At 65.1% G+C, this 24603-nt stretch carries 24 protein-coding genes; 11 read left to right on the top strand and 13 right to left on the bottom strand.

Annotated features, from left to right (window positions below; translation table 11 throughout):
- Window positions 1–18 precede the first annotated feature (18 nt).
- The 4 genes from AAID08_RS21680 (at window position 19) to AAID08_RS21665 (ending at window position 5036) form a co-directional block, all read left to right on the top strand.
- Window positions 19–528: a sigma-70 family RNA polymerase sigma factor gene (locus tag AAID08_RS21680; RefSeq protein WP_006383848.1), complete on the top strand. Its 510-nt coding sequence runs from the start codon at window positions 19–21 to the stop codon at window positions 526–528.
- Complete coding sequence (locus tag AAID08_RS21675) at window positions 525–1472, top strand: FecR domain-containing protein (protein ID WP_006383849.1); 948 nt, start codon at window positions 525–527, stop codon at window positions 1470–1472. Before AAID08_RS21680 ends, AAID08_RS21675 begins: the two co-directional genes overlap by 4 nt.
- 36 nt (window positions 1473–1508) lie before the next feature.
- A complete protein-coding gene (locus AAID08_RS21670) occupies window positions 1509–4028 on the top strand; it encodes a TonB-dependent receptor (protein WP_232295935.1) in 2520 nt (839 codons plus the stop codon).
- A 510-nt stretch (window positions 4029–4538) separates the two neighbouring features.
- Window positions 4539–5036, top strand: coding sequence for a JAB domain-containing protein (locus AAID08_RS21665; RefSeq protein ID WP_006383851.1), 498 nt, complete (start codon window positions 4539–4541; stop codon window positions 5034–5036).
- Between the two features lie 53 nt (window positions 5037–5089).
- Here the strand turns inward: AAID08_RS21665 and AAID08_RS21660 are convergent, their stop codons facing one another.
- Window positions 5090–6580, bottom strand: coding sequence for a tyrosine-type recombinase/integrase (locus tag AAID08_RS21660; RefSeq protein ID WP_263911543.1), 1491 nt, complete (start codon window positions 6578–6580; stop codon window positions 5090–5092).
- Window positions 6581–7087: 507 nt separating this feature from the next.
- Between AAID08_RS21660 and proP the strand changes: the two genes are divergently transcribed.
- Window positions 7088–8626: a glycine betaine/L-proline transporter ProP gene (gene proP / locus AAID08_RS21655; protein WP_175142508.1), complete on the top strand. Its 1539-nt coding sequence runs from the start codon at window positions 7088–7090 to the stop codon at window positions 8624–8626.
- Between the two features lie 115 nt (window positions 8627–8741).
- The gene (locus AAID08_RS21650; RefSeq protein WP_054501242.1) at window positions 8742–9203 is read left to right on the top strand and encodes a carboxymuconolactone decarboxylase family protein; all 462 of its coding nucleotides are present in this window, start codon (window positions 8742–8744) and stop codon (window positions 9201–9203) included.
- On the opposite strand, the gene AAID08_RS21645 is transcribed toward AAID08_RS21650, so the two are convergent.
- The 3 genes from AAID08_RS21645 to AAID08_RS21635 form a co-directional block, all read right to left on the bottom strand.
- Window positions 9184–9786, bottom strand: coding sequence for a LysE/ArgO family amino acid transporter (locus tag AAID08_RS21645; protein WP_395756892.1), 603 nt, complete (start codon window positions 9784–9786; stop codon window positions 9184–9186). The two genes, AAID08_RS21650 and AAID08_RS21645, sit on opposite strands and share 20 nt — an antisense overlap.
- Window positions 9787–9907: 121 nt before the next feature.
- The gene (locus AAID08_RS21640) at window positions 9908–10159 is read right to left on the bottom strand and encodes a hypothetical protein (RefSeq protein WP_054501140.1); all 252 of its coding nucleotides are present in this window, start codon (window positions 10157–10159) and stop codon (window positions 9908–9910) included.
- A gap of 207 nt (window positions 10160–10366) precedes the next feature.
- Complete coding sequence (locus AAID08_RS21635; protein ID WP_049075356.1) at window positions 10367–10591, bottom strand: YdcH family protein; 225 nt, start codon at window positions 10589–10591, stop codon at window positions 10367–10369.
- Window positions 10592–10862: 271 nt separating this feature from the next.
- Between AAID08_RS21635 and AAID08_RS21630 the strand changes: the two genes are divergently transcribed.
- Window positions 10863–12008 (top strand): sterol desaturase family protein, encoded by a 1146-nt coding sequence (locus tag AAID08_RS21630; protein WP_054501141.1) that lies wholly within the window; start codon window positions 10863–10865, stop codon window positions 12006–12008.
- A gap of 11 nt (window positions 12009–12019) precedes the next feature.
- Here the strand turns inward: AAID08_RS21630 and AAID08_RS21625 are convergent, their stop codons facing one another.
- The 4 genes from AAID08_RS21625 to AAID08_RS21610 all read right to left on the bottom strand — a co-directional run bounded on the left by AAID08_RS21625 (window position 12020) and on the right by AAID08_RS21610 (window position 15049).
- Window positions 12020–12748 carry an anti-sigma factor domain-containing protein gene (locus tag AAID08_RS21625; RefSeq protein WP_155755494.1) on the bottom strand — a complete coding sequence of 243 codons (729 nt, stop codon included), beginning with the start codon at window positions 12746–12748 and terminating at the stop codon, window positions 12020–12022.
- On the bottom strand, window positions 12745–13314 hold the full coding sequence (locus AAID08_RS21620) for a sigma-70 family RNA polymerase sigma factor (RefSeq protein WP_054501143.1): 570 nt from the start codon (window positions 13312–13314) through the stop codon (window positions 12745–12747). The genes AAID08_RS21625 and AAID08_RS21620 overlap by 4 nt, the downstream gene beginning before the upstream one ends.
- Before the next feature lie 97 nt (window positions 13315–13411).
- Complete coding sequence (locus tag AAID08_RS21615) at window positions 13412–13975, bottom strand: DUF3455 domain-containing protein (protein WP_064524082.1); 564 nt, start codon at window positions 13973–13975, stop codon at window positions 13412–13414.
- Between the two features lie 138 nt (window positions 13976–14113).
- Window positions 14114–15049: an AraC family transcriptional regulator gene (locus AAID08_RS21610; RefSeq protein ID WP_064524084.1), complete on the bottom strand. Its 936-nt coding sequence runs from the start codon at window positions 15047–15049 to the stop codon at window positions 14114–14116.
- 315 nt (window positions 15050–15364) lie between these two features.
- On the opposite strand from AAID08_RS21610, the gene AAID08_RS21605 reads away from it, so the two are divergent.
- The 3 genes from AAID08_RS21605 (at window position 15365) to AAID08_RS21595 (ending at window position 17706) form a co-directional block, all read left to right on the top strand.
- Entirely contained in the window at window positions 15365–16411 is a 1047-nt protein-coding gene (locus AAID08_RS21605) for an aldo/keto reductase (protein WP_054501243.1), read from the top strand.
- Between the two features lie 137 nt (window positions 16412–16548).
- A complete protein-coding gene (locus AAID08_RS21600; RefSeq protein ID WP_175142506.1) occupies window positions 16549–16938 on the top strand; it encodes a hypothetical protein in 390 nt (129 codons plus the stop codon).
- A 9-nt stretch (window positions 16939–16947) separates the two neighbouring features.
- Complete coding sequence (locus tag AAID08_RS21595) at window positions 16948–17706, top strand: YoaK family protein (RefSeq protein WP_054501147.1); 759 nt, start codon at window positions 16948–16950, stop codon at window positions 17704–17706.
- 22 nt (window positions 17707–17728) lie between these two features.
- Here AAID08_RS21595 and AAID08_RS21590 read toward each other — a convergent pair whose 3' ends face one another.
- The 3 genes from AAID08_RS21590 to AAID08_RS21580 form a co-directional block, all read right to left on the bottom strand.
- Window positions 17729–18544: a hypothetical protein gene (locus tag AAID08_RS21590; RefSeq protein ID WP_144655291.1), complete on the bottom strand. Its 816-nt coding sequence runs from the start codon at window positions 18542–18544 to the stop codon at window positions 17729–17731.
- A gap of 69 nt (window positions 18545–18613) precedes the next feature.
- Window positions 18614–19378 (bottom strand): tetratricopeptide repeat protein, encoded by a 765-nt coding sequence (locus AAID08_RS21585; RefSeq protein WP_254607559.1) that lies wholly within the window; start codon window positions 19376–19378, stop codon window positions 18614–18616.
- A gap of 175 nt (window positions 19379–19553) precedes the next feature.
- Window positions 19554–20099 (bottom strand): fasciclin domain-containing protein, encoded by a 546-nt coding sequence (locus AAID08_RS21580; RefSeq protein WP_054501148.1) that lies wholly within the window; start codon window positions 20097–20099, stop codon window positions 19554–19556.
- A gap of 346 nt (window positions 20100–20445) precedes the next feature.
- Here AAID08_RS21580 and AAID08_RS21575 point away from each other — a divergent pair, with 346 nt between their 5' ends.
- Entirely contained in the window at window positions 20446–21105 is a 660-nt protein-coding gene (locus AAID08_RS21575; RefSeq protein WP_116792820.1) for a thiopurine S-methyltransferase, read from the top strand.
- A gap of 53 nt (window positions 21106–21158) precedes the next feature.
- Here AAID08_RS21575 and AAID08_RS21570 read toward each other — a convergent pair whose 3' ends face one another.
- Both AAID08_RS21570 and acnB read right to left on the bottom strand, forming a co-directional pair.
- Window positions 21159–21758: a hypothetical protein gene (locus tag AAID08_RS21570; RefSeq protein WP_054501150.1), complete on the bottom strand. Its 600-nt coding sequence runs from the start codon at window positions 21756–21758 to the stop codon at window positions 21159–21161.
- Between the two features lie 226 nt (window positions 21759–21984).
- A complete protein-coding gene (gene acnB / locus AAID08_RS21565; protein ID WP_395756891.1) occupies window positions 21985–24576 on the bottom strand; it encodes a bifunctional aconitate hydratase 2/2-methylisocitrate dehydratase in 2592 nt (863 codons plus the stop codon).
- Window positions 24577–24603 lie beyond the last annotated feature (27 nt).

Below are 24603 nucleotides of genomic sequence, written 5' to 3'. Positions count from 1 at the left end.
TTTGCAGATCCTGGTGCCATGTCTCAATCTTGCGCGTCCCGTCCTTCGGCCTTGAACGGTCTGTATGTCGATCATCATCAATGGCTGTGTGGCTGGTTGCGTAAACGGCTGGGCAACGCATGGGATGCCGCGGATCTCGCGCATGACACGTTTCTTCGCGTGTACGCCAGCAACCGCTCGCTGGAAATGCCGGAACCCCGGGCATTCCTGACCCATGTAGCCAAGGGGCTGGTGGTGGATCTGTGGCGGCATCGCAATGTTGAAAAAGCCTATGCCGAATCGATCGCGGCCTTGCCTGCCGACACCGTTCCCTGCGCAGAAAAGCGCGCCCTTATTCTGGAAGCGCTGTCCAGCATCGACCGCATGCTGGACGCCATGCCCGTGCGGGTGCGCAATGTGTTCCTGCTGGCGCAGCTGGACGGCTTGAACTACGCCGATATTGCCGCTGAGCTGGGCGTGTCCGTGCGCACGGTCAACCGCCACATGCAGCAGGCCTACCTGGCGTGCCTGACCGCCATCGATGCATGACGGCCGGACACATTCCTGATGCGCTGCTGGCCGAAGCGGCAGGCTGGATGGCCCGGTTGCACGACGCGCCGGACGATGAAGCCAACTTGCGCGCCTTGCATCGCTGGATGGCAAGTAGTCCCGCGCATGCCCAGGCGTGGGAGAAGGCCGAGCGTGTCATGGGCACCTTCGGCCAGGTGCCGCCGGCCATGCGCGCACAAGCGCTGCAAGGGCTGGCCCGGCCGGACCGCCGCCGGATGGCGCTACGGCTGCTGGGTCTGATCGCCGTTGCGCCCGTATCGTATCTGGCCTGGCGTACCCAGCAGTCCGATCTGGAAAGCGGCACCGGCCAGATCCGCCAGGACACGCTGGCGGATGGCACGACGTTGACGCTGGATACCGGCACACGTCTGGACATCCGGTACACCGACACCCTGCGCGCCGTCTGGCTGCGGGCAGGGCGCGTGTATGCCGCCACGGCGGCAGACGCCGGCGGGCGCGCACGACCCTTCATCGTCCAGACGCCGATGGGCGCCGTGCAGGCGCTGGGCACGCAATTCACGGTCAGCCTGCAAGATGACGGCGTGGGGGTGAACGTGTATGACGGCGCCGTACGGGTGAGCCCCAGCGGCAGCGCTGGCAGCCAGATCGTGCCCGCCGGACGACGGGTCCGTTTCAATGCGGGGGGCATGCTCAGCGAGGCGGGCTTGTCCGAGTCGGCGCCTGCTTGGACTTCTGGCGTGCTGACGGCCGATGACATGCGGCTGACGGACTGGGCAGCGGCCATGGCGCGATATCGCGCGGGCGTCATCCGATGCGCGCGCGACGTTGCGGACCTGCGCGTATTCGGCTCGTTTTCGGTGTTGGATACCGATACCAGCCTGGCGCTGTTGGCGCGGACATTGCCGGTGCAGATCGTGTTCAGGACCCGCTATTGGGTGGAGATTCAGGGGCGCAGCGCTTGACGCGCGCATAGGACCGCCGCAAGCCGTGTTGCCGCCATGGCATGTTTTCCGGCGTCCTACGGTGTACAGGATATAGGCCTTGAAACCGCATCGGTATCAGGCCGGGTCCTACCCGGACCATTACCTGCCTTCTCCCTGATATTTCTCTCTTGCGGCGTCTTCCTCATGTCCCATTCCCGTTCCTTCGTGGTTCGCACCACCACGATGCTTTGTCTTTCCGTCCTGCTGCCGTTGACCGGCACCGCCGCGCATGCGCAGCCCGCCGCTGAACAGGCGGCCACGCGCGACTTCCGGCTGGCGCCGGGCACGCTTGGGTCGGTGCTGGCGCAGTTTGCGACGCAGGCGGGCGTGCGCTTGTCGTTTGGCGGCGGCATGGTGCAAGGCTTGCAGTCGCCCGGCTTGAATGGCAGCTACACCGTGGAAGCGGGCTTTGCCGCGCTGCTGTCCGGCACCGGTTTGAGCGCCGTGCGCGCGGGCGCCAATGAATACACCTTGTCTGCGGCCGCTGCGCCGGTCGCGCAGCTGGAAGCGGTGACGGTCACGGCGGCCTACTCGGGCGGGCTGATGCCGGCCTTCGCGGGCAACCAGGTGGCCAGCGGCGCCAGCGCGGGCATGCTGGGCGAAAAAAGCATCATGGACACGCCGTTTTCCATCACCGCCTACACCAGCGCGCTGATGCAGCAACAGCAGGCGCAAAGCGTGGCGGATGTCGTGTCCAACGATGCGTCGGTGCAGAACACCAACCCGCGCACCAGCCGCTTCGATCAGTTCTCAATTCGTGGCTTTCCCGTGTTGAACAGCGACATCGCGCTCAATGGGCTGTACAGCGTATTGCCGACCTACGCCCTGGCCGTGGAAAGCCTGGAACGCGTTGAAGTGCTGAAAGGCCCCAACGCGCTGTTGAACGGCATGCCGCCCTCTGGCGGCGTGGGCGGCGCCATCAACGTCGTGCCCAAGCGCGCAGGCGATACGCCGACCCGGCAGGTGACGGCCAGTTATGGCACTGACGATGTCGCGGGTGGCCACGTTGACCTGGGCCAGCGTTTTGGGGACAAGGGCGAGCTGGGCATCCGCGTCAACGGCGCGTACAAAGGCGGCGACACGGGCGTGGGGTCGCAGCATACGACGCGCGGCCTGATGACGCTGGGCATGGACTATCGCGGCGAACGCACGCGCTGGTCCGTCGATGTCGGCCATCAGGACCGCAAGGTGGACGCGCCGCAGGAGCGTGTGGGCGTGGCAGCCGCCGCACCCGTGCCTGACGCACGCCGCGTGGATCGCGGCTACGCGCCTGACTGGACGTATTCCAACTCGCGAGACAGCTACATTGCGCTGCGCGCAGAATACGACGTGACCGACAGCACGATGGTGTACGGCGCATTCGGTGCGCGCGATGGCGACTACAAATTCCTGCGCATGAACGTCACCGTGCGCGATGCGGCCGGCAACTTTGGGTCCAGCCCCAGCTACTTCCTGCGCGACGAAAACGTGCAGACGGGCGAAATCGGTGCGCGGACGCGCTTTGCCACGGGCGCGATCTCGCATTCGGTGGCGTTCAGCGCCACGCAGTTCGAAAAGACCTTCGGCAACCTCAGCTACGATTTCGCGCCGGTTCAATCCAACCTTTTCTCGCCCTTGCCGACGACGGCGCCGTCGCTGGCGGGCTTGAGTTCTGACATCCCCCGGTCCGGCAAGTCTCGCCTGACCAGCATCGCGCTGGCCGATACCTTGTCCGCGTGGGACGAGCGCGTGCAGCTGACGGTAGGCGGGCGTTCGCAGCGGGTCGTGACGGATCAATACGATGAAAGCGGCAGCCTGACCAGCCGCTATGACGAGCGCAAGATCACCCCGGCCATCGCGCTGCTGGGCAAGCCGTCGCAGCACGTTTCCCTGTACGCGAACTACGTCGAAGGACTCAGCGAAGGACCCACGGCGCCGTTGACCGCCGTGAACGCCAACACGGTGTTTGCGCCGATCAAGTCCAAGCAGATCGAAGCCGGCGTGAAGGTGGAATACGGTGACGTGGGCGCGACCCTCAGCGCTTTCCAGATCCGGCGTCCCAGCGGGCTGACCGATCCGGTGACCGGCATCTACTCCGTGAACGGCATGCAGCGCAATCGCGGGCTGGAACTCAACGTGTTTGGCGAACCCGTGTCCAATGTGCGCCTGCTGGCGGGCCTGATGTATCTGGATGGCCGACTGACGAAGACAGGCAATGCGCTGACGGAAGGCAATGTGGCGCCGGGCACGCCGCGCTACAGCATGAACGCGGGCGTGGAATGGGATACGCCGTTCCTCCCCGGGTTGACGGTGACGGCGCGCGCCTTGCGCACCACCTCGCAGTATCTGGACGCTGCGAACAACAAAGAGATTCCTGGCTGGACGCGGGTTGACGTCGGCGCGCGTTATGCGTTCCGCGCAGGCAACACGCCGGTCACACTGCGCGCCACGGTGGAAAACGTCTTCAACAAGGCTTACTGGGCCTCAGCATCTTCCAATGGACTGACGATCGGTGCGCCGCGTACGGTGCTGTTGTCTGCGACCGTGGACTTCTGACTGACGAGAGTTTCCAGGCCGGATCGGGGGGGGCACGAACGCTGATCTCGGTGGCGGTAATCAGCATGGGCAGAAGGAAAAGGGCGTAAATGGTGGGACATCGTGGTCCGCCGCGCGAAGTTAAATTTGCATCGCTGGTGACAGTCCACTTCTGGCGCGAGCTCCCGTTGATGACGGGCCCTTCCCGTGCGGCGCAGTCGGGCCGAAGAAAGGTAAGAAGGTCGAGAAGCAGCCAGCATTCCCGGGCAAAGGAAAGGAGCGCGAGGGTTTTCTCACTGCCGGTCAGTGGGACGCGCTCGCTTCAGGCGGCCGAGCATGAGCACTGGCTCCGTGTGGTGGGCTCCAGATAATTGCCATTGGCCATTGACCAGAACTAACAGCGCATGGTGACGCCAGTCTCGCCACCTTCCGATGTTGACGACTGATCGCCATTGAGTTGGTAGGCGATCATCGCTTTGGGAGAGAGCAATGCAACTAAGTTTCAGTAGTGCGTGGGCAGGAGAAAGGCGGATGCAGGACGACGTCCAAGACGCACCGGTGGTACGTGAGGTGGGCGGCCTCTATCGAGCCGCTACCCCCCAAGAGTTGCTACGCGCGGCTGCGCATCAATTGGAGGGGGCGCTGAATAGGCGGTTGCCAGTGGCCAAACCATCGGCCGCGATCGACTATATCGTGACGCGGCTGGCGCTGTCGGACGTCGAGGTGTTCGGCGTAATGTTCCTTGATGCGCAGTTGAGAATGATCGCCTTCGAAGAAATGTTCAGAGGCACGCTGTCTGAGACGAGCGTGTATCCACGCGAGGTCGTCAAGGCGGCTATTCGGCACAACGCGCATTCCATCTTGATTGCCCACAACCATCCTTCGGGTTCGTCACAGCCAAGCAAGGCGGACGTTGAGGTTACGCGGCGCTTGAAGGAAGCCGTGGCTCTGGTGAATGTCACATTGGTCGATCACGTGATCGTGGCGGCAGGTAGCGGCCACTCTATGGCGAAGATGGGCTGGATCTAGACTTGCCTGTATGCGTCCAACAGCCGAAGACCGAACGGTCTTCGGCTGTTTTTTTACGCGGCTAGTAGCTGCTTGGCGGTTAGCCTCTTTTGAAGCTCCGCCGGCGCCACGGCTCCCGAAAGCAGTCTTTCCAAATATTCGCCCAGCTTCGCCCATGCTGCTTGTTTCTCGTCGGCGTAGTCGTAGAGCTGGTAGTGCCGCCTGACTCGGTTCTTGCCCGTGTGAATAACGTGATTTTGGCAGCGGTCGATGATGTTTGGATCGATTCCTAGCGACTCCATGATCGTCGACCCCGTCCGCCGTAAATCATGAGGCGTCCAATTGCCGTTTTGGCCTTTGCCGAGAACCAGGGAGTTGTCCGAAGCGCGACGTGCTTTGGGCTTTCCGTTGAACATGGCTTGCCGATCTTTGATTTGCTTAGTAAAGGCCTGCTTGTACATCGGTTGGTCCACCTCCGCGTCATCATTGTCGCGCGAAGGTAGGAGCCAGCGGGATGATCCTGCCAGGCTAACAAGGGTCTTGAAATGCTTGACTGCGAAGGGTGAAAGGAAAACCAGATGGTCGCGCTTCTGTGATTTTCTGCCCTTTACGTTCGCCTTGGGAATGAACCACGTGCCTTCTCGGAGATCGAGATGAGTAATTTCAGTTAAGTGCAATTCCCCTATCCGGCATAGCGTGCTCAAACAGATCCAGGAGACTGCCTGCAACGCCTTGGACGGAGGCTTCCTCTTTCGCTTGTCATCCGAAGCGAGATACTGCTCCTCCAACTCGCGGTATCGAGTCTGGAGCTCGACAATCTCGATGGGAGGGAGAACGCGTTCGCGCGCGTTATCCGGGTCGTAATCGTCCGCCAGGAGCACCCCGAGTTCAACCAGCTCAACCGGATTTCCTTCCGAAAGCAGCTTTCGCCATGGTTGGCGCTTCTCTGCCCAATGGAACATCTGACCCAGTATTTGGTAGGTCACCTCGGCAAGCCGATTGCAGCCGCGACCGACAATCGAGCGGATTACTCGCTCAATATCCTTCTCGCGAATTGATCGCACGGGAGTATCACCGATCAAAGGAAGCACGTCTTTTTCAATGATGCGCTTCACTTCGGTGTTGCCATCTGCTCGCTTCACTCCCGATTCCAGCCACCTTTTATACATCTCATGGAACAAAAGGGCGTCGGTCGTGGCCTCTTGTTCAGCGGCGGTTACCGCGGCAGATTCCGCTGCCATAGCTTCCTGCACCTGGGCTTTTTCCAAGTCGCGGACGGCCGACGGATTGCGGCCCGCCTTGATGTCCGCCCGCGCTTTGTTCCTGGCGGAGCGGATCTCGTCGAGGGTGCGTTCTGGCCATGAGCCGCAGTAGAATCTCTTTACCTTGTCGCCCATGCGGTAGGCGTATCGCCACACCACGGCCATCGTGCCGCGCTGAATGCGGATCTCCCCAGTCAGGCCGTCTCCATCGGCCAGGTGATCACCGGCCCATTCCGCCGGCACCGCTTCCAGTTCTTTGACGGTCCACCGCGCACCTTTTCCGCGTTTTGGGTATCTCGTCATATTTCCTCGAATCTCTCCATTCTTCTGTCTCAAGCGCCATATGGGACAACATATGGGACAACATTTTTGCGGCTGTCAGCGTACATTAGCGAACGTCGACGAACAAGGAGATTTGTATAAATCCTTATGAATCAGTTGGTTATTCGTTCGCTGACGTTCGCTGACGTTCGTGCGTTTCTAATTTGGGAGCAGAGGGTCGCGAGTTCGAATCCCGCCGCCCCGACCATATTCAAGTGATGCCAGCCGTCCGGGCATCTTTCCCACCATGCAACGGGTGGGCCGGCGGAGGATCCACGGCAAAAATGCCCTCTCATGTGTCGCATGAGAGGGTTTTTTTGCGCCATCTCATGGTGGGGATGATCCGGCATCGCGGCGCCGCGAATGGCCCGCGTCAGCCTGGCGCGCCGACCCATCTTCAAACCTGGATGCACAAGTCACATTTTGACGGGTGGCTAACGGTCAGGCGTCGGTAGAATTTCAGGGTCACATTGAATTCGCGGTGTTGCCATGGCCGAATCCCCGTCCTCTTCTTCGCAGGAAACCGTGCGCCCCTGGCGCAGCGGCGATGTCACCGTCATCGATAACACCAAGCTGAAAAAGGCGGTGACGGCCGCGGCGCTGGGCAATGCGATGGAGTGGTTCGATTTCGGCGTCTATGGCTTTGTCGCCTTCGCGCTGGGCAAGGTGTTCTTCCCCGACGCCTCGCCGGCCGTGCAGACCATCGCGGCGCTGGGCACGTTCTCGGTGCCCTTTCTGGTGCGGCCGCTGGGCGGGGTGTTCTTCGGGGTGATGGGAGACAAGTTCGGACGGCAGAAGGTCCTGTCGCTGACGATCATCATCATGGCCATCAGCACATTCTGCATCGGCTTGATTCCGTCCTATGACTCCATTGGTCTCTGGGCCCCGTTGCTGTTGCTGCTGTGCAAGTTGGCGCAGGGTTTCTCGGTGGGCGGGGAATACACCGGCGCCGCGATTTTCGTCGCCGAGTATGCGCCCGATCGTCAACGAGGATTCCTGGGAAGCTGGCTCGACTTCGGATCGATTGCCGGTTTCGTGTTGGGGGCCGGCCTGGTGCTGCTGCTGCAGACCGCGATGTCCGAACAAGCCTTCCTGGACTGGGGCTGGCGCGCGCCGTTCTTCATCGCCGGTCCGCTGGGCCTGCTGGGCCTGTATCTGCGCCACGCCGCCGAAGAAACGCCGGCCTTCACGCAACAGCTCGAGAAAATGGAGCAGGACGACCGTGATGCGGTGCAGGAACGGCCGAAGGTCTCGGTGCGCGAGATCTTCGCCAAATACCGCAAGGCACTCCTGGTCTGCATCGGCATGGTGCTGACGACCAACATCACCTATTACATGCTGCTGACCTACATGCCGACCTATCTGTCGGGCAGCCTGCACTATCCGGAGCAGCACGGCGTGTTGATCGTGGTCGTTGTGATGGTCGGCATGCTGTTCGTGCAGCCGGGCGTGGGCTTCGTCAGCGACAAGATCGGCCGCAAACCGTTCTTCATCACCGGCTGCCTGGGGTTGATGGTGGTGGCCATTCCGGCCTTCATGCTCCTGGGTAGCGACAATATCGGACTTATCTTCCTTGGCCTGCTGTTGATCGCGATCGTGCTGAACTGCATGATCGGCGTGATGGCCGCCACCCTGCCGGCGCTGTTTCCCACCCGCATCCGCTACAGCGCGCTGGCGGCCTCATTCAACGTGGCCATCATCATCGCCGGCCTGACGCCGACCGCCGCCGCCTGGATCGTCGAGGAAACCGACAATCTCATGATGCCGGCGTATTACCTGATGGCGGCCGCGGTCGTGGGCCTGATCACGGCCGTATTCATGCCCGAGACGGCCAACCGGCCTTTGCGCGGGGACACGCCGAACGCCGCGAACAAGGGCGAGGTGAAGGCGCTGCTGCAACAGGCCTACGATCACATCGAACAGAGCGTGCAGGACGTGGATGCCGAGATTGCCGACCTGGAAGAGAAACTGGAAGCGTTGAAGCAGAAGCGGCAGCGCCTGGCGGATCGGCATCCGCACATCGAATGACCCGCGTGGCAGGCGCACATGGCCCAATCCGGAACCCGCTTCTTGGCCCTTCCGGAATAAACCGCGCCGGCGCAACATGGAGTCTTCGACAGCCATCTATCAGGACTCTTTCATCATGAGCCAGCGCATCGACTATGCCCGCGCCGCGCCCGAAGGCTACAAGGCTTTTGGCGCCGTTCACGCCTACCTGCGCCAGTGCGGCCTGCCGGAGGCGCTAGTCAATCTCGTGTACTTGCGGGTTTCGCAGATCAACGGTTGCGCCTACTGTATCGACATGCATTCACGCGACCTGCTCAAGCAGGGCGTGACGGTGGACAAGCTGGTGCTGGTGCCGGTGTGGCGCGAAGGCGGCGCGTTGTTCAGCGCCCGCGAGCAGGCCGCGCTCGCCTGGGCCGAGTGCGTGACGCGGGTGGCCGAAACGGGCGTGCCGGATGCCGATTATGCCGCCGCCGCGGCCGAGTTCAGCGACAAGGAACTGGCGGACCTGACCTACGCGATCGGGCTGATGAACGCCTTCAACCGCTTGGGCGTCACGTTCCGCAATATGCCGGCCGCCGTCAGGGCCGGAGCAGCTTGACCGCGATTGCCAGCATGACCAGCCCGACCAGTGCGTCCAGCACCCGCCAGGCGGCCTGACTGGCGAACACCGGCCGCAGCAGCCGGGCGCCGAAGCCCAGCGTGAAGAAGAAGACGAACGAGGCCGCCATGGCGCCGAGCGCGAAGGCGACCTTGCGGCCCTCGTACTGGCTGGAGATCGAGCCGAGCAGGACCACGGTGTCCAGGTAGACGTGCGGATTGAGCCAGGTCAAGGCCAGGCAGGTCGCCAGCGTGGCGCCCAGCCCGGCGGCCTGGCTCGAGGACGGCGTCAGGCCGCCGTGGTTGCGCAACGCCGAGCGGAAACTGCGCGCCGCGTAAATCAGCAGGAACAGCGCGCCGCCGTAGCGCAGCACCGGCTCCAGCCAGGGCAGGGCGTTTGATGCCAGGCCGAATCCGGCAACCCCCGCGGCGATCAAAACGGCATCCGACAACGCGCACGTCATGCAGACGGCAAAGACGTGTTCCTGGCGCAGGCCTTGCCGCAGCACGAAGGCATTCTGCGCGCCGATCGCGAGGATCAGGCTGAGGCTGAGGAAAAAACCGGGGAAAAAGGCGCTGGTCATGTCGTACCCTGAGTCAAGGGCGACAGACTAGCGGTTGCAGCCTGATTAGAGAATCTAAAGATCCTAATCCATCTTTAGAAATGCTGAATATTTTCCGGCGGCGTCATGGCGCCGCCCCGCCTCAATGGCGCGGACCGTCTTGGCCGGGTTGCAGCTTGGCCAACTGCGCCTGCAGCGAATCGAGCAGCAACTGCAGTTGCTCGGACGTCACGGCATAGACGCGGCCTCGTTCGCTGCGCGTGGCCGCCGCGGGCGACGGGGCGGCCAGGAAGTCCAGCCGCAGCAGCAACGAATCGTGTTCCACCAACGGCATCATGGCCCAGCCTGTCACCGGCGAGACGGCCTCGCCGGCCTTGAAATCTCTGTCTTGCACCTTTGCATCCTGTTCACGCGGTCGGCAGGCGACCGTATCCCGGGATTTTATTTATTCAGCTTATTGTCAGCAAGTGCGTTGAAAAGGAGACTTCCGCGGACTGGTGATCGAAACTCGGACCGAAAGATAGGCGCCTGTGCGGAAAGCGGGCAACAAAAAGGCGCCCCGGAGAGGGCGCCTGTTGTCAGGCGAGTGCGTGAAACCCGCCTAGCCGGCGTTCTGGTCCGCCGCGCGCAGCAGGCTGTACAGCTTGTCCTTGAGCAGCAGTTTTTCCTTTTTCAGGACTTCGACGCTGGTGTCCGAGGCCGGCACGATGCCCGCCTCCATATTCTTGATTTCCTGGTCCAGGTCGTTGTGACGCTGGAACAGGGCGGAGAAATGTCCGTTTTCGGCTTTCAGGCGGGTAATCAGTTGGCGGTACTCAGGGAACATGACGGCCTCTTGCGTGATCCGGTTGAAGGGGGGCTGCGCGGGGCCGGCGGGCCGGCCCGTAAATGAGCTGTCGGTTCCATGACAGCCCAATGGCCTGCCAAAGTCAACCCGCCAGGTGCCGCGCCGCAGGGCGGACTTGATGCCACGCAAAAGGCGCGTCAAGAGGAGCGCCGCGGGGGAGTTGCTTGGTCTTATCTTTTCACGTTTATTTACATGGACCCTTTTGGGCCGGGGATACACTCGCTTCCCCGTGGTCTGCCATAAAAGTGACATGAATCAGCGCGCGCCCATCTATCGCCGAGTCCTGGCGTTGTTCCAGCAGGAGGGCCGTATTCATCCGGGCACCGGAATGATCACCGGCGTGATTGCGCTATTCCTCGCGATCCTGTCGGTGCTCGGCGTACTGGCATTTCACTTTCCGGCGTATCTGACGACGCCCGAACTGCGTACTTTCTACACCGTCGACGCGATGCGCACGTTGCTGTTCGCCGCCTTGCTGGCGTCCGGCACCATCGCCCTGACCAACATCGTGTTCGGCCGCCAGCGCTGGCTCAACATCGCCGCGTTCGTGCTGGTGTGCGGCGCGGTCGCCGCCGGCGGCAGCCAGGTGGTGGTGACGACGTCCAACACCGGCCATCATCCCTACCTGGGGCTGGACTGGTTCATCCTCGACCTGCTGGCCTCCAGCACCGTTTTCATCATCTTCGAAAAGCTGTTTCCGCTATACCCGGGCCAGCCGGTGTTCCGCGGCGAATGGCAGGTGGACATGAAGCACTTCCTCTTCAACCACCTGTCGGTGGGCGCGGTGCTGCTGTGCATCAACTTCTTCGTGCACCGCTTGTTCTCGTGGGCCGCGTACGAACCGCTGCAGCAGGCGATCCAGTCGCTGCCTTACCTGGTGGAGTTGTTCGTGGCGGTGCTGGTGGCGGACCTGGTGCAGTACGCCGCGCATCGGGCGTATCACGAGGTGCCCTTCCTGTGGCGCATCCACGCGGTGCACCACAGCACCCGCACGCTCGACTGGCTGGCCGGTTCGCGCCTGCACATCGTCGAACTGCTGATCACGCGGGTGGCGGTGCTGGGCGTGCTGTTCGCGCTGGGCTTTTCCAAGCCGGTGCTGGATGCCTACATCATCATCGTCGGCTTCCAGGCGGTGCTGATCCATTCCAACGTCAAGCTGCCGTGGGGCTGGCTGCGCTATATCATCGTGACGCCGGACTTCCACCACTGGCATCACTCGTCCGACACCGAGGCGATCGACAAGAACTATGCTGCGCACCTGTCGTTCATCGACTACCTGTTCGGCACGGCGGTGCGCGGCACGGGCAAGCGCCTGCCGGAAAACTACGGCATTCTCGATAACGACATGCCCGGCACGTTCCTGGCGCAGCAGGCCTACCCCTTCCGCAAGAAGTAGGCCGTCCGGCGCTACATCATCTTGACCGCGCGGCCGATGAACTGGATCGGTCCGGTAGGCCTGCCGATGGGAGACCCGGTGGCGGGCTCCAGCGTCAGTTCGAACAACTGATTGGGCTCCAGCGGCGGCAAGGCATCCAGCGGGATGCGCACCGGTTCGCCGGGCTTGACCAGGCCCAGGGACACCGGAGCGGACCAGCCGTCGGCCTTGGTCCAGAATTCCAGGGCGCGGTCCGGCGGCACCTGTACCGCGGCAATCGGGACGAGCTGCACGTCGTGGCTTCCTGCCTGGGCCTGTATCACCCAACCGGGCGCCTGCGACTGCGGCGCCACCAGCACCACCATGTATTGCGTGGCCGCGGGCGTCGACACCGGACGCAGCGACAGGGCGACCGCCAGGGTCAGCGCCGCGGCCAGGCCGCAAGCGGCTGCGCCGCGCCAGAACGGCAGGCTATCCCAGAGCGTGGCGCGCGTTTGCCGGGGCTTGGGCGCGGGCGCGGCCTGGCCCGCGTCCAGCGTGGCCGCGATGCGCGGCCAGAGGCCGGGCGACGGGTCGATCGGGGTGGCCAGATCGGCCAGCGGCAGCAGTCGCGCTTCCCAGCGGTCGACGGCGGCGCGCAGCGCGGCGTCGTGCTCCAGGCGGGCCTCGACTTCGCGCCGGCGGGCGCCGGGCAAGATGCCCAGCACGTATTCGCCGGCCAGTTCGTCCAGGCCTTCCGGGGTCGTCGGCAGCGCGCTCATGCCAGACATTCCTTCAGCGCTTTGAGGCTGCGCTTGATCCAGGCTTTGACGGTGCCCAGGGGGGCGCCGATACGTTGCGCGATCTCGCTTTGCGACAGGCCCTCGACGTAAGCGTGCAGCAGGCAGTTGCGACGCACCGGCTCCAGTTGTTCGAGGCACGGGCCGATGCGGCCGGCGCTGTCACGCCATTCGAAAGCGTCGCGGGTGTCGTGCCAGGCCTGCATCGAGTCACGGATATCCAGGGCCGCGGCGGTGTCTTCGTCCATGCCGGTTTCGTGGCGGCTGTCGCGCACGGCGTTCAGGGCGAGGTTGCGGGCGATGCGGTAGAGCCAGCCGCGCGCCGAGCCCCGCGTGGCGTCGAAGCCGCCGGCCTGCTTCCAGATATTGACGAAGGCGTCGTGCACGATGTCTTCGGCGCGGGCGCGGTCGCGCAGGATGCGCTGGGCCACCCCCAGCAGGCGTGGCCCTTCTTGCCGATACAGCGCCTCGAGCGCCGCGCGGCGGCCCGCCGCGCACTCCTTGAGAGCCGCTTCGTAATCGAAATCCGGGGCGGGGCGTTGCGGCATGTGCGCGGGCCTGGCGACGGTGGGTGCGGACCCGGGCCGGGCCCGGGCGGGTGACAGCATATTACCGGAGTCCGCCCGCCCGCCAAGCCCCGCCGTGTCAGTCCGCCTTCCAGAAAATGTAGTCGGCCTGGTAGGCGACCTGGCTGCGCTGGCCCAGGGTCGCGGTCGTGCACGGCGTCTGTGGCGCCACGCCGCCCTTGAGCGCCGTGCGCTGGATATAGGCCACGCCCGTCAAGGCGCCCGCGCCCATGGCGGGATTGGCCTTGACCAATTGATAGGGCAGGTTGCCCGCCCCGGCCGGCGCCACGGCGACCTGGGTGCCGGTCAGCTTGGAGCCGTCCGCCGCTTCCCAGGTGGCGGGAGGCCCGTAGTACGTGCCGACCTGCTTGCCCTGGCGGTCGTTCAGGACGGCCTTGGGACCGGCGAAGACCCATTCAGCCTGGTCTTTCGCGTCGGCCTTGGCGCGGCACTCGTAGGTGATTTCACCCTTGCCTACGGTTTCCCAGGCCACTTTGTGGCCGCCGGGCACGCGGACGTCGGCGGGCAGCGCGTCTTGCGAGTACGCCATGGCCTGGAAGGCGCCAAGCGTGCCGCACGCGGCCAGCATGGCGGTGGCGAACAGGCCGGCGCCAGGGCGGCGGAGGGGGAGGCGAGTATTCATGAGCGGTCTCCTGCGGGTAGAGGGGATCTGTCTGCAACGACACACGGAATGCGCGCCGTTGCAGGTACTACACGCGAGAGATGGATTTGGATGCAGGGCGAACTGGCGCCGCAATGGCGGCGGCCGCGCGTCGGAGGATCAGGCAGTTGCCAGCGCCTCGTCCTTCCAGCGTCGCTTGTCGCGCAGGGGCGGGGTGCCGAACAGGCGGCTGTATTCGCGGCTGAACTGCGACGAGCTTTCGTAGCCCACGGCATGGGCCGCCAGCGCCACGCCTGCATCGTCGGTCAGCATCAGCCGCCGCGCCTCCTGCAACCGCAGGTGCTTCTGGTATTGCAGCGGGCTCATGGCCGTGGCCTGTTTGAAGTGATGGTGCAGCGACGATACGCTCATGTGGACGTCGCGGGCGATTTCCTCGACCCGCAGCGGCTGGGCGTAGTTGTCGCGCAGGATGCGGATGGCCTTGGCGACGCGGTTGAGCTGGCTGTCCTGCAGCACGGTCTGGCGCAGCACCACGCCCTGGCCGTTCATCAGCAGGCGGTACAGCAGCTCACGCTTGATCATGGGCGCCAGGATCGGGATATCGCGCGGCGTGTCCAGCAGCCGCAGCAGGCGCAGCATCACGTCCAGCAGCGTGCCGCCCAGCGGGTTGATGCACAGCGCGCGCGAAGATTCGGCCGGCACCAACGGCGGCAGGTTCTCGTCGCTGATCAGCTCGGTGATCTCCTCCGGGTTCAGGTCCAGCCGCAGGCCCAGGTAGGGCAGGGTCGGGCTGGCCACGGACACCTTGGCCACCACCGGCAGGTCGACCGACGAGATCAGGTAGTGGAAGGGATCGTACTCGTAGGTCTCCTCGCCGATCAGCAGCCGCTTGGAGCCTTGGGCGATGACCGCCAGCGCGGCCTTCTGCAGGCCGGGCTTGGGGCCGGTCGGCTGTGACAGGCGATGCAGGTACAGGCCCTCGACGGGGGTGTCGATGGATCCTTCCTGCGTGCCGGTCATGCGTTCCAGCAGGCACAGCAGTTCGTGCCGTGCGGGCTCGAAGACGGGGTTGGGGGTGTGGTCGGCGGGAGGCATGGACGGGCTCCGGGCAAGGCGGCCTTGCGCGCGCGTGGCGCGGGCCGCTGGAGAATCAGGCGATGTCCAGTGTAGACCCAGTCAGCACACGTTCGGGGGCATGCCGGAGGGGGGGGCGGAGAAATAGGCAAAAAATGCGGAGGATCGGGCGCGTCTCCCGCTGTCGGGTGCGATGGCCAGAGAATCGGGCAAAGAAAGGGCAGGATCGAGCATCCATCCCCCGGCGCTGGCGACGCATACTGTTTTCACCCCGGCCATGCCGGCGCCGTCCATCCCGGGACGGCCGCCGCGCCGCGCCCAGGAAGGAGTGCAATGATGCGGTACAAGAAATTCGGTAGCACCGGCCTGTTCGTCTCGGAACTGTGCCTGGGCACAATGACCTTCGGTGGCGAAGGCGAGCTGTGGAGCAAGATCGGCGCCTTGCAGCAGGAAGACGCCAACCGCCTGGTGGGACGCGCGCTTGAAGCGGGCGTCAACTTCATCGACACGGCGGACGTGTATTCGGAGGGCCGTTCCGAGGTCATCACCGGCCAGGCGCTGCGCGACCTCAAGGTGGCGCGCGACGACGTCGTCATCGCCACCAAGGTGTTCGGCCAGACCGGCGCCGGCGTCAACGCCCGGGGCAATTCGCGGGTCCACATCATGGAGGGCGTCAAGAAGAGCCTGGCGCGCCTGCAACTGGACCATATCGACCTCTACCAGATCCACGGCTTCGATCCGGCCACGCCGATCGAGGAAACCGTTCGCGCGCTCGACAACCTGGTGCAGCATGGCCACGTGCGCTACGTCGGCGTGTCCAATTGGGCGGCCTGGCAGATCATGAAGGCGCTGGGCATCGCCGAGCGGCTGGGACTGGCCCGCTTCGAATCGCTGCAGGCCTACTACACCATCGCCGGGCGCGACCTGGAGCGCGAGCTCGTGCCCATGCTGCAAAGCGAGGGCGTAGGCCTGATGGTGTGGAGCCCGCTGGCGGGCGGCCTGCTCAGCGGCAAGTACAGCCGCGATGGCCAGGCCGCCGCGGGTGATCGTCGCGCCCAATTCGACTTTCCGCCGGTCAACCGCGAGCGCGCCTTCGACAGCATTGACGCCTTGCGCCAGGTGGCCGACGCGCGCGGCGTCTCTGTGGCGCAGGTGGCATTGGCCTGGCTGCTGCACCAGAAGGCGGTCACCAGCGTCATCATCGGCGCCAAGCGCGTCGATCAGCTTGACGACAACCTGGCGGCCACGGATATCCGCCTGACGGCCGAAGAGCTGGCGGCGTTGGACCAGGTCAGCGCCCTGCCGCCCGAGTACCCGGGCTGGATGTTCACGCGCCAGGGCGAGTTTCGCCGCAAGCAGTTGAGCGAGTCCGACGCCGCGTGAGCGGGCAGGGACTTGGACCGGGAATGGACGGCGGTGGCGGCAAACCCCGCCGGCCAGGGCGATGAGGCGGGTAGAATCCAGGAACCGGGCGCGGCCCGTTCGCCGGCCGCGCTGCCCTTTTTCCGGGAGTTCCCGCTATGAAGCGCTATGCGCGCGCCGCCGGCCTGGCGGTCGTCATGCTGGTTGCAGGCGTGGGCGCCGCCTCTGCGGCGGCCCGGCCCTCTTTCGATAGCGCCCGCGCCAAGAGCGGCGCCGAGAAAGCCATTTGCGGCGATCCAACGCTGGCCTTGGCGGCGGAGCCCTACAACGCCCGCTGGCTGTGCGATATGTCGGGCAAGGCCGAGGCGCGCGGCGCTACCCTGGTGGTCCAAGAAAAGGACGCGCCCGGCTGGACGCTGGTGCTGCGCCGCAAGGGCGCGGGCCTGGTCGCCCAGGAGGCGCGGCCGCCGGGCGGCAAAAGCGGTGACTCCACGCCCAACTGCGGCTCGGGCGGCTCCATGGACGGCTTCTATTTCGCCGTGCACTAGCGCGCCGCCATGACCATTCCCTTCCTGCGCCAGCTCACCGCGGTCAGCCGCACGCCGCAGGCCAACCGGCGGCTGGCGTATTTCCTGACTTTCATCGCGGGGGCCGTCAACGCGGGCGGTTTCCTGGCCGTGCAGCAGTACACCTCGCACATGTCGGGCATTGTCTCGATGATCGCCGACCACATGGTGCTGGGCGGCCTGGCCGTGGTGGTGCAGGGGCTGGCCGCTTTGCTGTCGTTCGTGGCGGGGGCGGCCACCTCGGCCTCGCTGATCAATTTCGGCCGGCGCACGCACCTGGCCAGCGAGTTCGCCCTGCCGCTGATGGTCGAGGCGGTATTGCTGCTGGCCTTCGGCCTGCTGGGGGCGAACCTCGAGAACCTGCGCTGGTTCTACGTGCCCGGCACCGTGATGCTGCTGTGCTACATCATGGGCCTGCAGAACGCGATGATCACCAAGGTGTCCAAGTCCGAGATCCGCACGACCCACGTGACCGGCATGGTCACCGACATCGGCATCGAACTGGGCAAGCTGTTCTACTGGAACCTGGCGCACGAAGACAGGGCCGGCGCGGCCCCGGTGCGGGCAGACCGCGGCAAGCTGATCGTGCTGAGCACGATGGTCACGCTGTTTTTCGCCGGCGGCGTGACGGGCGCCTATTCCTTTTTCCACTACGGCTTCGGTTCGACCGTGCCGCTGGCGCTGTTCCTGATGGTGCTGGCGGCGGTGCCGGTGGCCGACGACATCCGCCATTTCTTCGCGCGTCCTTAGCGCGCCCGCTTCGGCGCGCGGTTCAGGTCTTGGCGTGCGCCAGCACGACCTGCAACGCCGCCGCCGTCTGCCAGTGCAGTTTTTCCAGGCGGGAATCCGTGGCGGGATCGGTGATGGCACGGCCATTGGCGCCCACTGGATAGGGTTTGCCTAGCAGTTGCGCCATGTCGATCTGGTAGTGGCTGCTGTCGCCATACGGGCGCTTGCCGTCGATGAAGGGCATCGGCCAGAAGGCGTCGCCTTCGCGCAGCACGGCTTCCAACTCGCCCTTGCCGGCCTCGCGCCAGTTCGCCGCGCGCAGCAGGGTCAGGTGTTCGGGGCGAAGCTGGAAAAACCCCTGCGCATCCACCCCGCTGTCGGGAAAATCGAACGCCTCGCGCCGCGGCGCCGGCAGGGCGTAGCGGCCGGGCGCCAGGCGTGCGATGTCGCGCACGTAGGTCGGCACCAACCGGCATGTCTCGGCCAGTCGTCGCGTCGCCAGCGGCCTGTCTGACGTGCCCAGCAACGTCATCGCCGCCGCAACGGTGTCCCTGCCGCCCAGCGGATGTTCGAACTCGATGCCCGGCGCGCCGGACTCCACCGGAATCCAGATCACTCCCAGCCCGCCCATCAATTTGGCGTGGTCCTTGCCATAGCGAATGCCCGCCAGGTCCGTCTGGAAGACCTGGCGGATGATGGCGTTCCGGTCCGTCGGCGCCGTGGCGTTGGCGGCCGCCGCAAGGCGCAGCGGCGCGCAGGCCAGGGCCGTCAGGCCCAGCGCCAGCGCCCGCCGGGGCGGCGATGCGAGAGGCGCTTGCATGTCGGGCGGCAGAATCGGTTCGGACGGCATGCGGGGCATGGGGGTGGCTCCTCTGGTGGATTTCCTTGTCGGGGCAGAGCCGGGCGACAAGCATAGGAAAGAACGCCGCTATCGCGGTAACGATGCCAGTTCGGCCTGCGCTCGGGAGTAGCCCGGCTGCAGTCGCAGTGCCGCCTCGTAGCTGGCGCGGGCCTCGGCCTGGCGCCCGAGCCGACGCAGCAGCATGCCGTGGTTGGTCAGGATCTGGGCGCTGGGCGGCGTTGCCGCCGCCGCCCGTTCATAGGCCTTGAGGGCCTCCTGGGGGCGCTCCAGGCCGTCCAGCAGGGCGGCTTCCAGGTTCCAGCCGATGCTCCATTGCGGATAGCGCTGGGTCAGGGCGCGCGCCGTGGCCAGCGCATTGGGCAGGTCCCGCTGTTCGGCCTGGATGCCGGCCTTGTTCACATAGAACCAGGGATTGTCCGGATTCAGCGCGATCGCTTCGTCGAACAGCTTGGCGGCCGCCGCCGGCTGGCCGTTGACGGATTGCAGCTTGCCCAGGAAGTTCTTGACGTCGGCATTGCCGGGATCGCGTTGCGACAGGGCCTCGGCGATGAGCTGCGCCTGCGCCGGATCGTTGGCGCGCAGCGCGGCGGATATCTGCTGGTTCATCTCCCGCAGCGGGGCCGGCCATTGCTGGATGCGGGCGCGCAGGGCCGCGCTTTCAGTGGCCAACTCGGCCTTGTAGGCGTTGTCGAACTCCAGCGGCGCCTGCGCTTGCGCGCTTGCGGCGGGGCCCGTCAGCAGCAGAACGGCAAGCAGGCCGCGGGACAGGGTGCCGGAGAGCCCTGCGTGTTGGCGCTGACCGGGCGCGGCGCCGGCAGTGGGGGCGCGCAAGCCGAACATCACTCGAACAAGGCGGGATAGCGTTGCGGTCATGAGGGGGGACGCAGGGGCTGGAGCCCCTACGATATCCCGAAACCGCGCCGGCGGCCCTTAGATGGAAAGAGCTCGCCGGCGCCGGGCCGTTCCAGGCCTCCAGGTGCACGGGCGGCACGCGCAGCGGCTGGAACTACTTGGGCATCAGCACGCTGTCGATCACGTGGATCACGCCATTGGACTGGTAGACGTCGTAGGTGCTGATGTTGGCGACGCCGCCTTTCTCGTCCTTGACGATGAGGTTGTGCTTGCCATTCATCATCACCCACAATTTGCCGCCGCTGGCGGTGGCCAGCTCGGTGACCCCGCCTTTCCTGGCCTTGGCCGCCAGCGCATCGAAGTCCAGCTTGCCCGGCACGACGTGGTACGTCAGGATCTTGGTCAGGGTGGCCTTGTTCTCGGGCTTGACCAGGGTGTCGACCGTGCCCGCCGGCAGCTTGGCGAAGGCGGCATTGGTGGGGGCGAACACCGTGAACGGACCCTTGCCCTGCAGCGTGTCCACCAGGCCGGCGGCCTTGACCGCGGCCACCAGGGTGGTGTGGTCGGCGGAGTTGACCGCGTTTGCGACGATGGTCTTGGCGGGCATCATCGGTTGGCCCCCGACCATCACGTCGGCCGCATAGGTGGGCGCCAGGGTCAAGGCGGAGCTGGCGATGGCAATCGAAGCTAGCAATTTCATGACGATCTCCTTTTTGGTTGGCCGTCGCTAGCAGATACGGGACGGGGTGGGGGTTGGATGCAGCCTGCGCGCTGGGATAAACCCTGAGAGGCAGTCGTCGACGCCTCGGGTATGCCGCGCCGCCCGGGGCCCATGGCGGTCGCATCACTACAATGGACCCAGCCGAGTCAGGCGGTGGCGTTGACACAGCCCGACGCCGGTATGCACGCCTTTCGGGCGCTTGTTCGCAACGTTGGTCCGGCAGCGCACGAGTAGTATCGGAAGGCGTGATCAGCAGGCCGCGCACCGGCGCGCGGCTTCCCCGCGAATCACGCGATTTGCTATTTTCCGGAGGACAAGAACAAACATGGACGCGGAATTCTGGTTGGAACGCTGGCGCGACGGGCGCACGCATTTTCATCAAACACGAGTGACGCCGCTGCTGCAGAAATACTGGCCGACACTCTCGGTGCCCGCGGGCGGCAAGGTGCTGGTGCCGCTGTGCGGCAAATCCCTCGACATGGTCTGGCTGGCGGCGCAAGGCTTCCAGGTGCTGGGCGTGGAACTGTCGCAACTGGCGGTCGAGCAGTTCTTCGTCGAGAACGAGCTCAAGCCGGTGATCCAGGAAAGCGTTTATGGCAGGCACTACGTGGCCGGCAACATCGAGATCATCTGCGGCGACATCTTCAAGCTGGACGCGCCGCTGCTGTCGCACTGCGTCGGCGCGTATGACCGCGCGGCCCTGGTCGCCCTGCCGGCGCAGATGCGCGGCGAGTACGTGCGCCACGTCTACGGGCAACTGTCGCCCCGCTATCGTGGTCTGCTGATCACGCTGGACTATCCGCAGGAAGAGATGGACGGACCGCCGTTCGCGGTGGTGGATGCCGAGATGCGGACGTTGTTCAGCGGCGTCTCGCCGGCGGTCATCATCGACCGGCGCGATATCCTGTCCAAGGAGCCCAAGTTCGCGGAGCGCGGCGTGAGCCGGCTCGACACGGTCGTCTACCGGCTGGGCGCGCAGGGCTGAGACGGGGGCGGGCCGCGCGTCGATCCCGCCGGGGCCGCTTCCGGGACACCGGTTCAGAAGAACCAGCCGCCGCGGGTCAGGTCCTTTTCGCAGCTCTTGTACTGGCTGGCGAATTTGTCGGCGCGCGCCTGCACCTTCTTTGACACCGTCTTGAGCCACGCCTTGCGGTCATAGCTGCGGTTGCGGTAGCCGGTCCAGCCCTCGTGGTAGTTCAGGTACTGGCCGTAGGCGTCGGACTTGGAGATGCCGTTCAGGCGCTGGGTCTTGTTCATGTACCAGCCCATGAAATCCAGTGCGTCGGCGAAGTTGTCGCGGCTGGAGCCCCAGCCGCCGGCGTCCTTCTTGTAGTCGGCCCAGGTCTCGTCCTTGGCCTGCGCGTAGCCGTAGGCGGAGCTGACGCGGCCCCACGGGATGATGCCCAGGAAGTAATAGCGCGGCGGCACCGCGTCCTGCTTGAAGCTGGACTCCTGGTACATCATCGCCATCGGCACTGGCACCGGGGCGCCCCATTTTTTTTGCACCTTGAGCGCGGCATCGTGCCAGTCCGGCTTTTCGCGGAAAATGGCGCAGATGTTTTCCGGGTTCGAGGGCGGGGCGGTGGCGCAGCCGGCAAGCGCGGCCAGCAGCGGCAGCGGCAGCAAGAGCCGTGTCATGGGCGGTCTTCTCCTGGTGCCGGCGGGCGGCGGTTACGTTTTGCATGTCACGATTTGCAGTGATTGTATGAAAACGTATCGATGGAAAAGTTCCGCCCCCGATTTTTCCCCGGCGTCGCGCCGGTCACGCCCGGGCGCGCTGGCGGCTTGCCGCCATGGCGCCACAAATGAAAACGGCCCCGGATCGCTCCGGGGCCGTGTCGCAGGCGAGCCTACGTGGCGAGGTTTACACCTCGATCACGTCCGCCACGTCCTTGTAGTCGGCGATCTTGTCGAAGTTCAGGTACTGGTAGATCTGGTCGCCGCTCTTGTTGATGACGCCCATGTCGGCCATGTACTCGTCCTTGGTCGGGATGCGGCCGAGTTTCGAGCAGATCGCGGCCAGTTCGGCCGAACCCAGGTACACGTTGGTGTTCTTGCCCAGGCGGTTCGGGAAGTTGCGGGTGCTGGTGGACATCACCGTCGCGCCTTCGCGGACCTGGGCCTGGTTGCCCATGCACAGCGAGCAGCCCGGCATTTCGGTGCGGGCGCCGGCGGTGCCGAACACGCCGTAGTGGCCTTCCTCGGTCAGTTGCGTGGCATCCATCTTGGTGGGCGGGGCCACCCACAGCTTGACGGGGATGTCGCGCTTGCCTTCGAGCAGCTTGGATGCGGCGCGGAAGTGACCGATGTTGGTCATGCAGCTACCGATGAACACTTCGTCGATCTTGGCGCCGGCGACTTCCGACAGCGTCTTGACGTCGTCCGGGTCGTTCGGGCAGGCCACGATGGGCTCGTGCACGTCGGCCAGGTCGATTTCAATGACGGCGGCGTACTCGGCGTCGGCGTCCGGCTCCAGCAGTTGAGGATTGGCCAGCCAGGCTTCCATTGCCTTGATGCGGCGGCCCAGCGTGCGCTCGTCTTCGTAGCCGTTGGCGATCATCCACTTGAGCATCACAATGTTGCTGTTGATGTACTCGATGATCGGTTCTTTGTTCAGGCGCACCGAGCAGCCGGCGGCCGAACGTTCGGCCGAGGCGTCCGACAGTTCGAAGGCTTGTTCGACCTTCAGGTCGGGCAGGCCTTCGATTTCGAGGATGCGGCCGGAGAAGATGTTCTTCTTGCCTTGCTTGGCGACCGTCAGCAGGCCCTGCTTGATGGCGTACAGCGGGATCGCGTTGACCAGGTCACGCAGGGTGACGCCGGGCTGCAGCTTGCCCTTGAAGCGGACCAGCACCGATTCCGGCATGTCCAGCGGCATCACGCCGGTGGCGGCGGCGAAGGCGACCAGGCCCGAGCCGGCCGGGAACGAGATGCCGATGGGGAAGCGGGTGTGCGAGTCGCCGCCGGTGCCGACGGTGTCGGGCAGCAGCATGCGGTTCAGCCACGAGTGGATCACGCCGTCGCCCGGACGCAGCGAGACGCCGCCGCGGGTGCTGATGAACTCGGGCAGCGTGTGGTGCGTCTTGACGTCCACGGGCTTGGGGTAGGCCGCGGTGTGGCAGAACGACTGCATCACCAGGTCGGCCGAGAAGCCCAGGCAGGCCAGGTCCTTGAGTTCGTCGCGGGTCATGGGGCCGGTGGTGTCCTGGCTGCCGACCGAGGTCATCTTCGGTTCGCAGTAGGTGCCCGGGCGGATGCCGCGGCCTTCCGGCAGGCCGCAGGCGCGGCCGACCATCTTCTGGGCCAGCGAGAAGCCCTTGCCGGTGTCGGCCGGGTCCTTGGGCAGGCGGAACAGCGTCGACGGCGCCAGGCCCAGCGCTTCGCGCGCCTTGGCGGTCAGGCCGCGGCCGATGATCAGCGGAATGCGGCCGCCGGCGCGCACTTCGTCGAACAGCACGTCGGACTTCACTTCGAATTCGGCGATGACTTCGCCATTCTTGATGGCCTTGCCTTCATAGGGGCGCAGTTCGACCACGTCGCCCATTTCCATCTTGGAAACGTCGAGTTCGATCGGCAGGGCGCCGGCGTCTTCCATGGTGTTGTAGAAGATCGGGGCAATCTTGTTGCCCAGGCACACGCCGCCGAAACGCTTGTTCGGGACGAAGGGGATGTCTTCGCCGGTGAACCACAGCACCGAGTTGGTGGCCGACTTGCGCGAGGAGCCGGTGCCGACCACGTCGCCGACGTAGGCGACCAAGTGACCCTTTTCCTTGAGCGACTCGATGAACTTCACGGGACCGCGCTTGCCGTCTTCTTCCGGTTGGAAGGCGGCGCCGTCGCGCTTGTTCTTGAGCATCGCCAGGGCGTGCATCGGGATGTCGGGGCGGGTGGTGGCGTCCGGGGCCGGCGACAGGTCGTCGGTGTTGGTTTCGCCGGGCACCTTGAAGACCGTGATGGTCAGGCTTTCGGGCAGTTCCGGGCGGCTGGTGAACCATTCGGCGTCGGCCCAGCTCTGCATCACGGCCTTGGCGTTGGCGTTGCCCTTGTCGGCCTTTTCCTTCACGTCGTGGAAGGCGTCGAACATCAGCAGGGTCTTTTTCAGGGCGTCGGCGGCGATGGTGCCGATTTCCTTGTCGTCGAGCAGTTGGACCAGCGGGCCAATGTTGTAGCCGCCCAGCATGGTGCCGAGCAGTTCGGTCGCCTTGGCGCGGCTGATCAGGGCACAAGCTTCGGTGCCCAGGGCCACGGCGGCCAGATACGAGGCCTTGACCTTGGCGGCATCGTCCACGCCGGCCGGAACACGGTGGGTCAGCAGATCGACCAGGTTCTGCTCTTCGCCCGCGAGCGGGTTCTTCAGCAGTTCGATCAGTTCAGCGGTTTGTTTTGCCGTCAGGGGCAGCGGGGGAATCCCCAGGGCCGCGCGTTCGGCAACGTGTTGGCGGTAAGTATCCAGCATGTGAGGCCTGCTCAAAGTCGGGTTGGA

Origin of the sequence: Achromobacter sp. EB05, assembly GCF_044232075.1 — a bacterium.
Taxonomy (GTDB): Bacteria; Pseudomonadota; Gammaproteobacteria; order Burkholderiales; family Burkholderiaceae_B; genus Achromobacter; species Achromobacter dolens.
The sequence above is the reverse complement of the archived record's forward strand: the minus strand, read 5'-3'. Positions and strand labels throughout refer to the sequence as shown.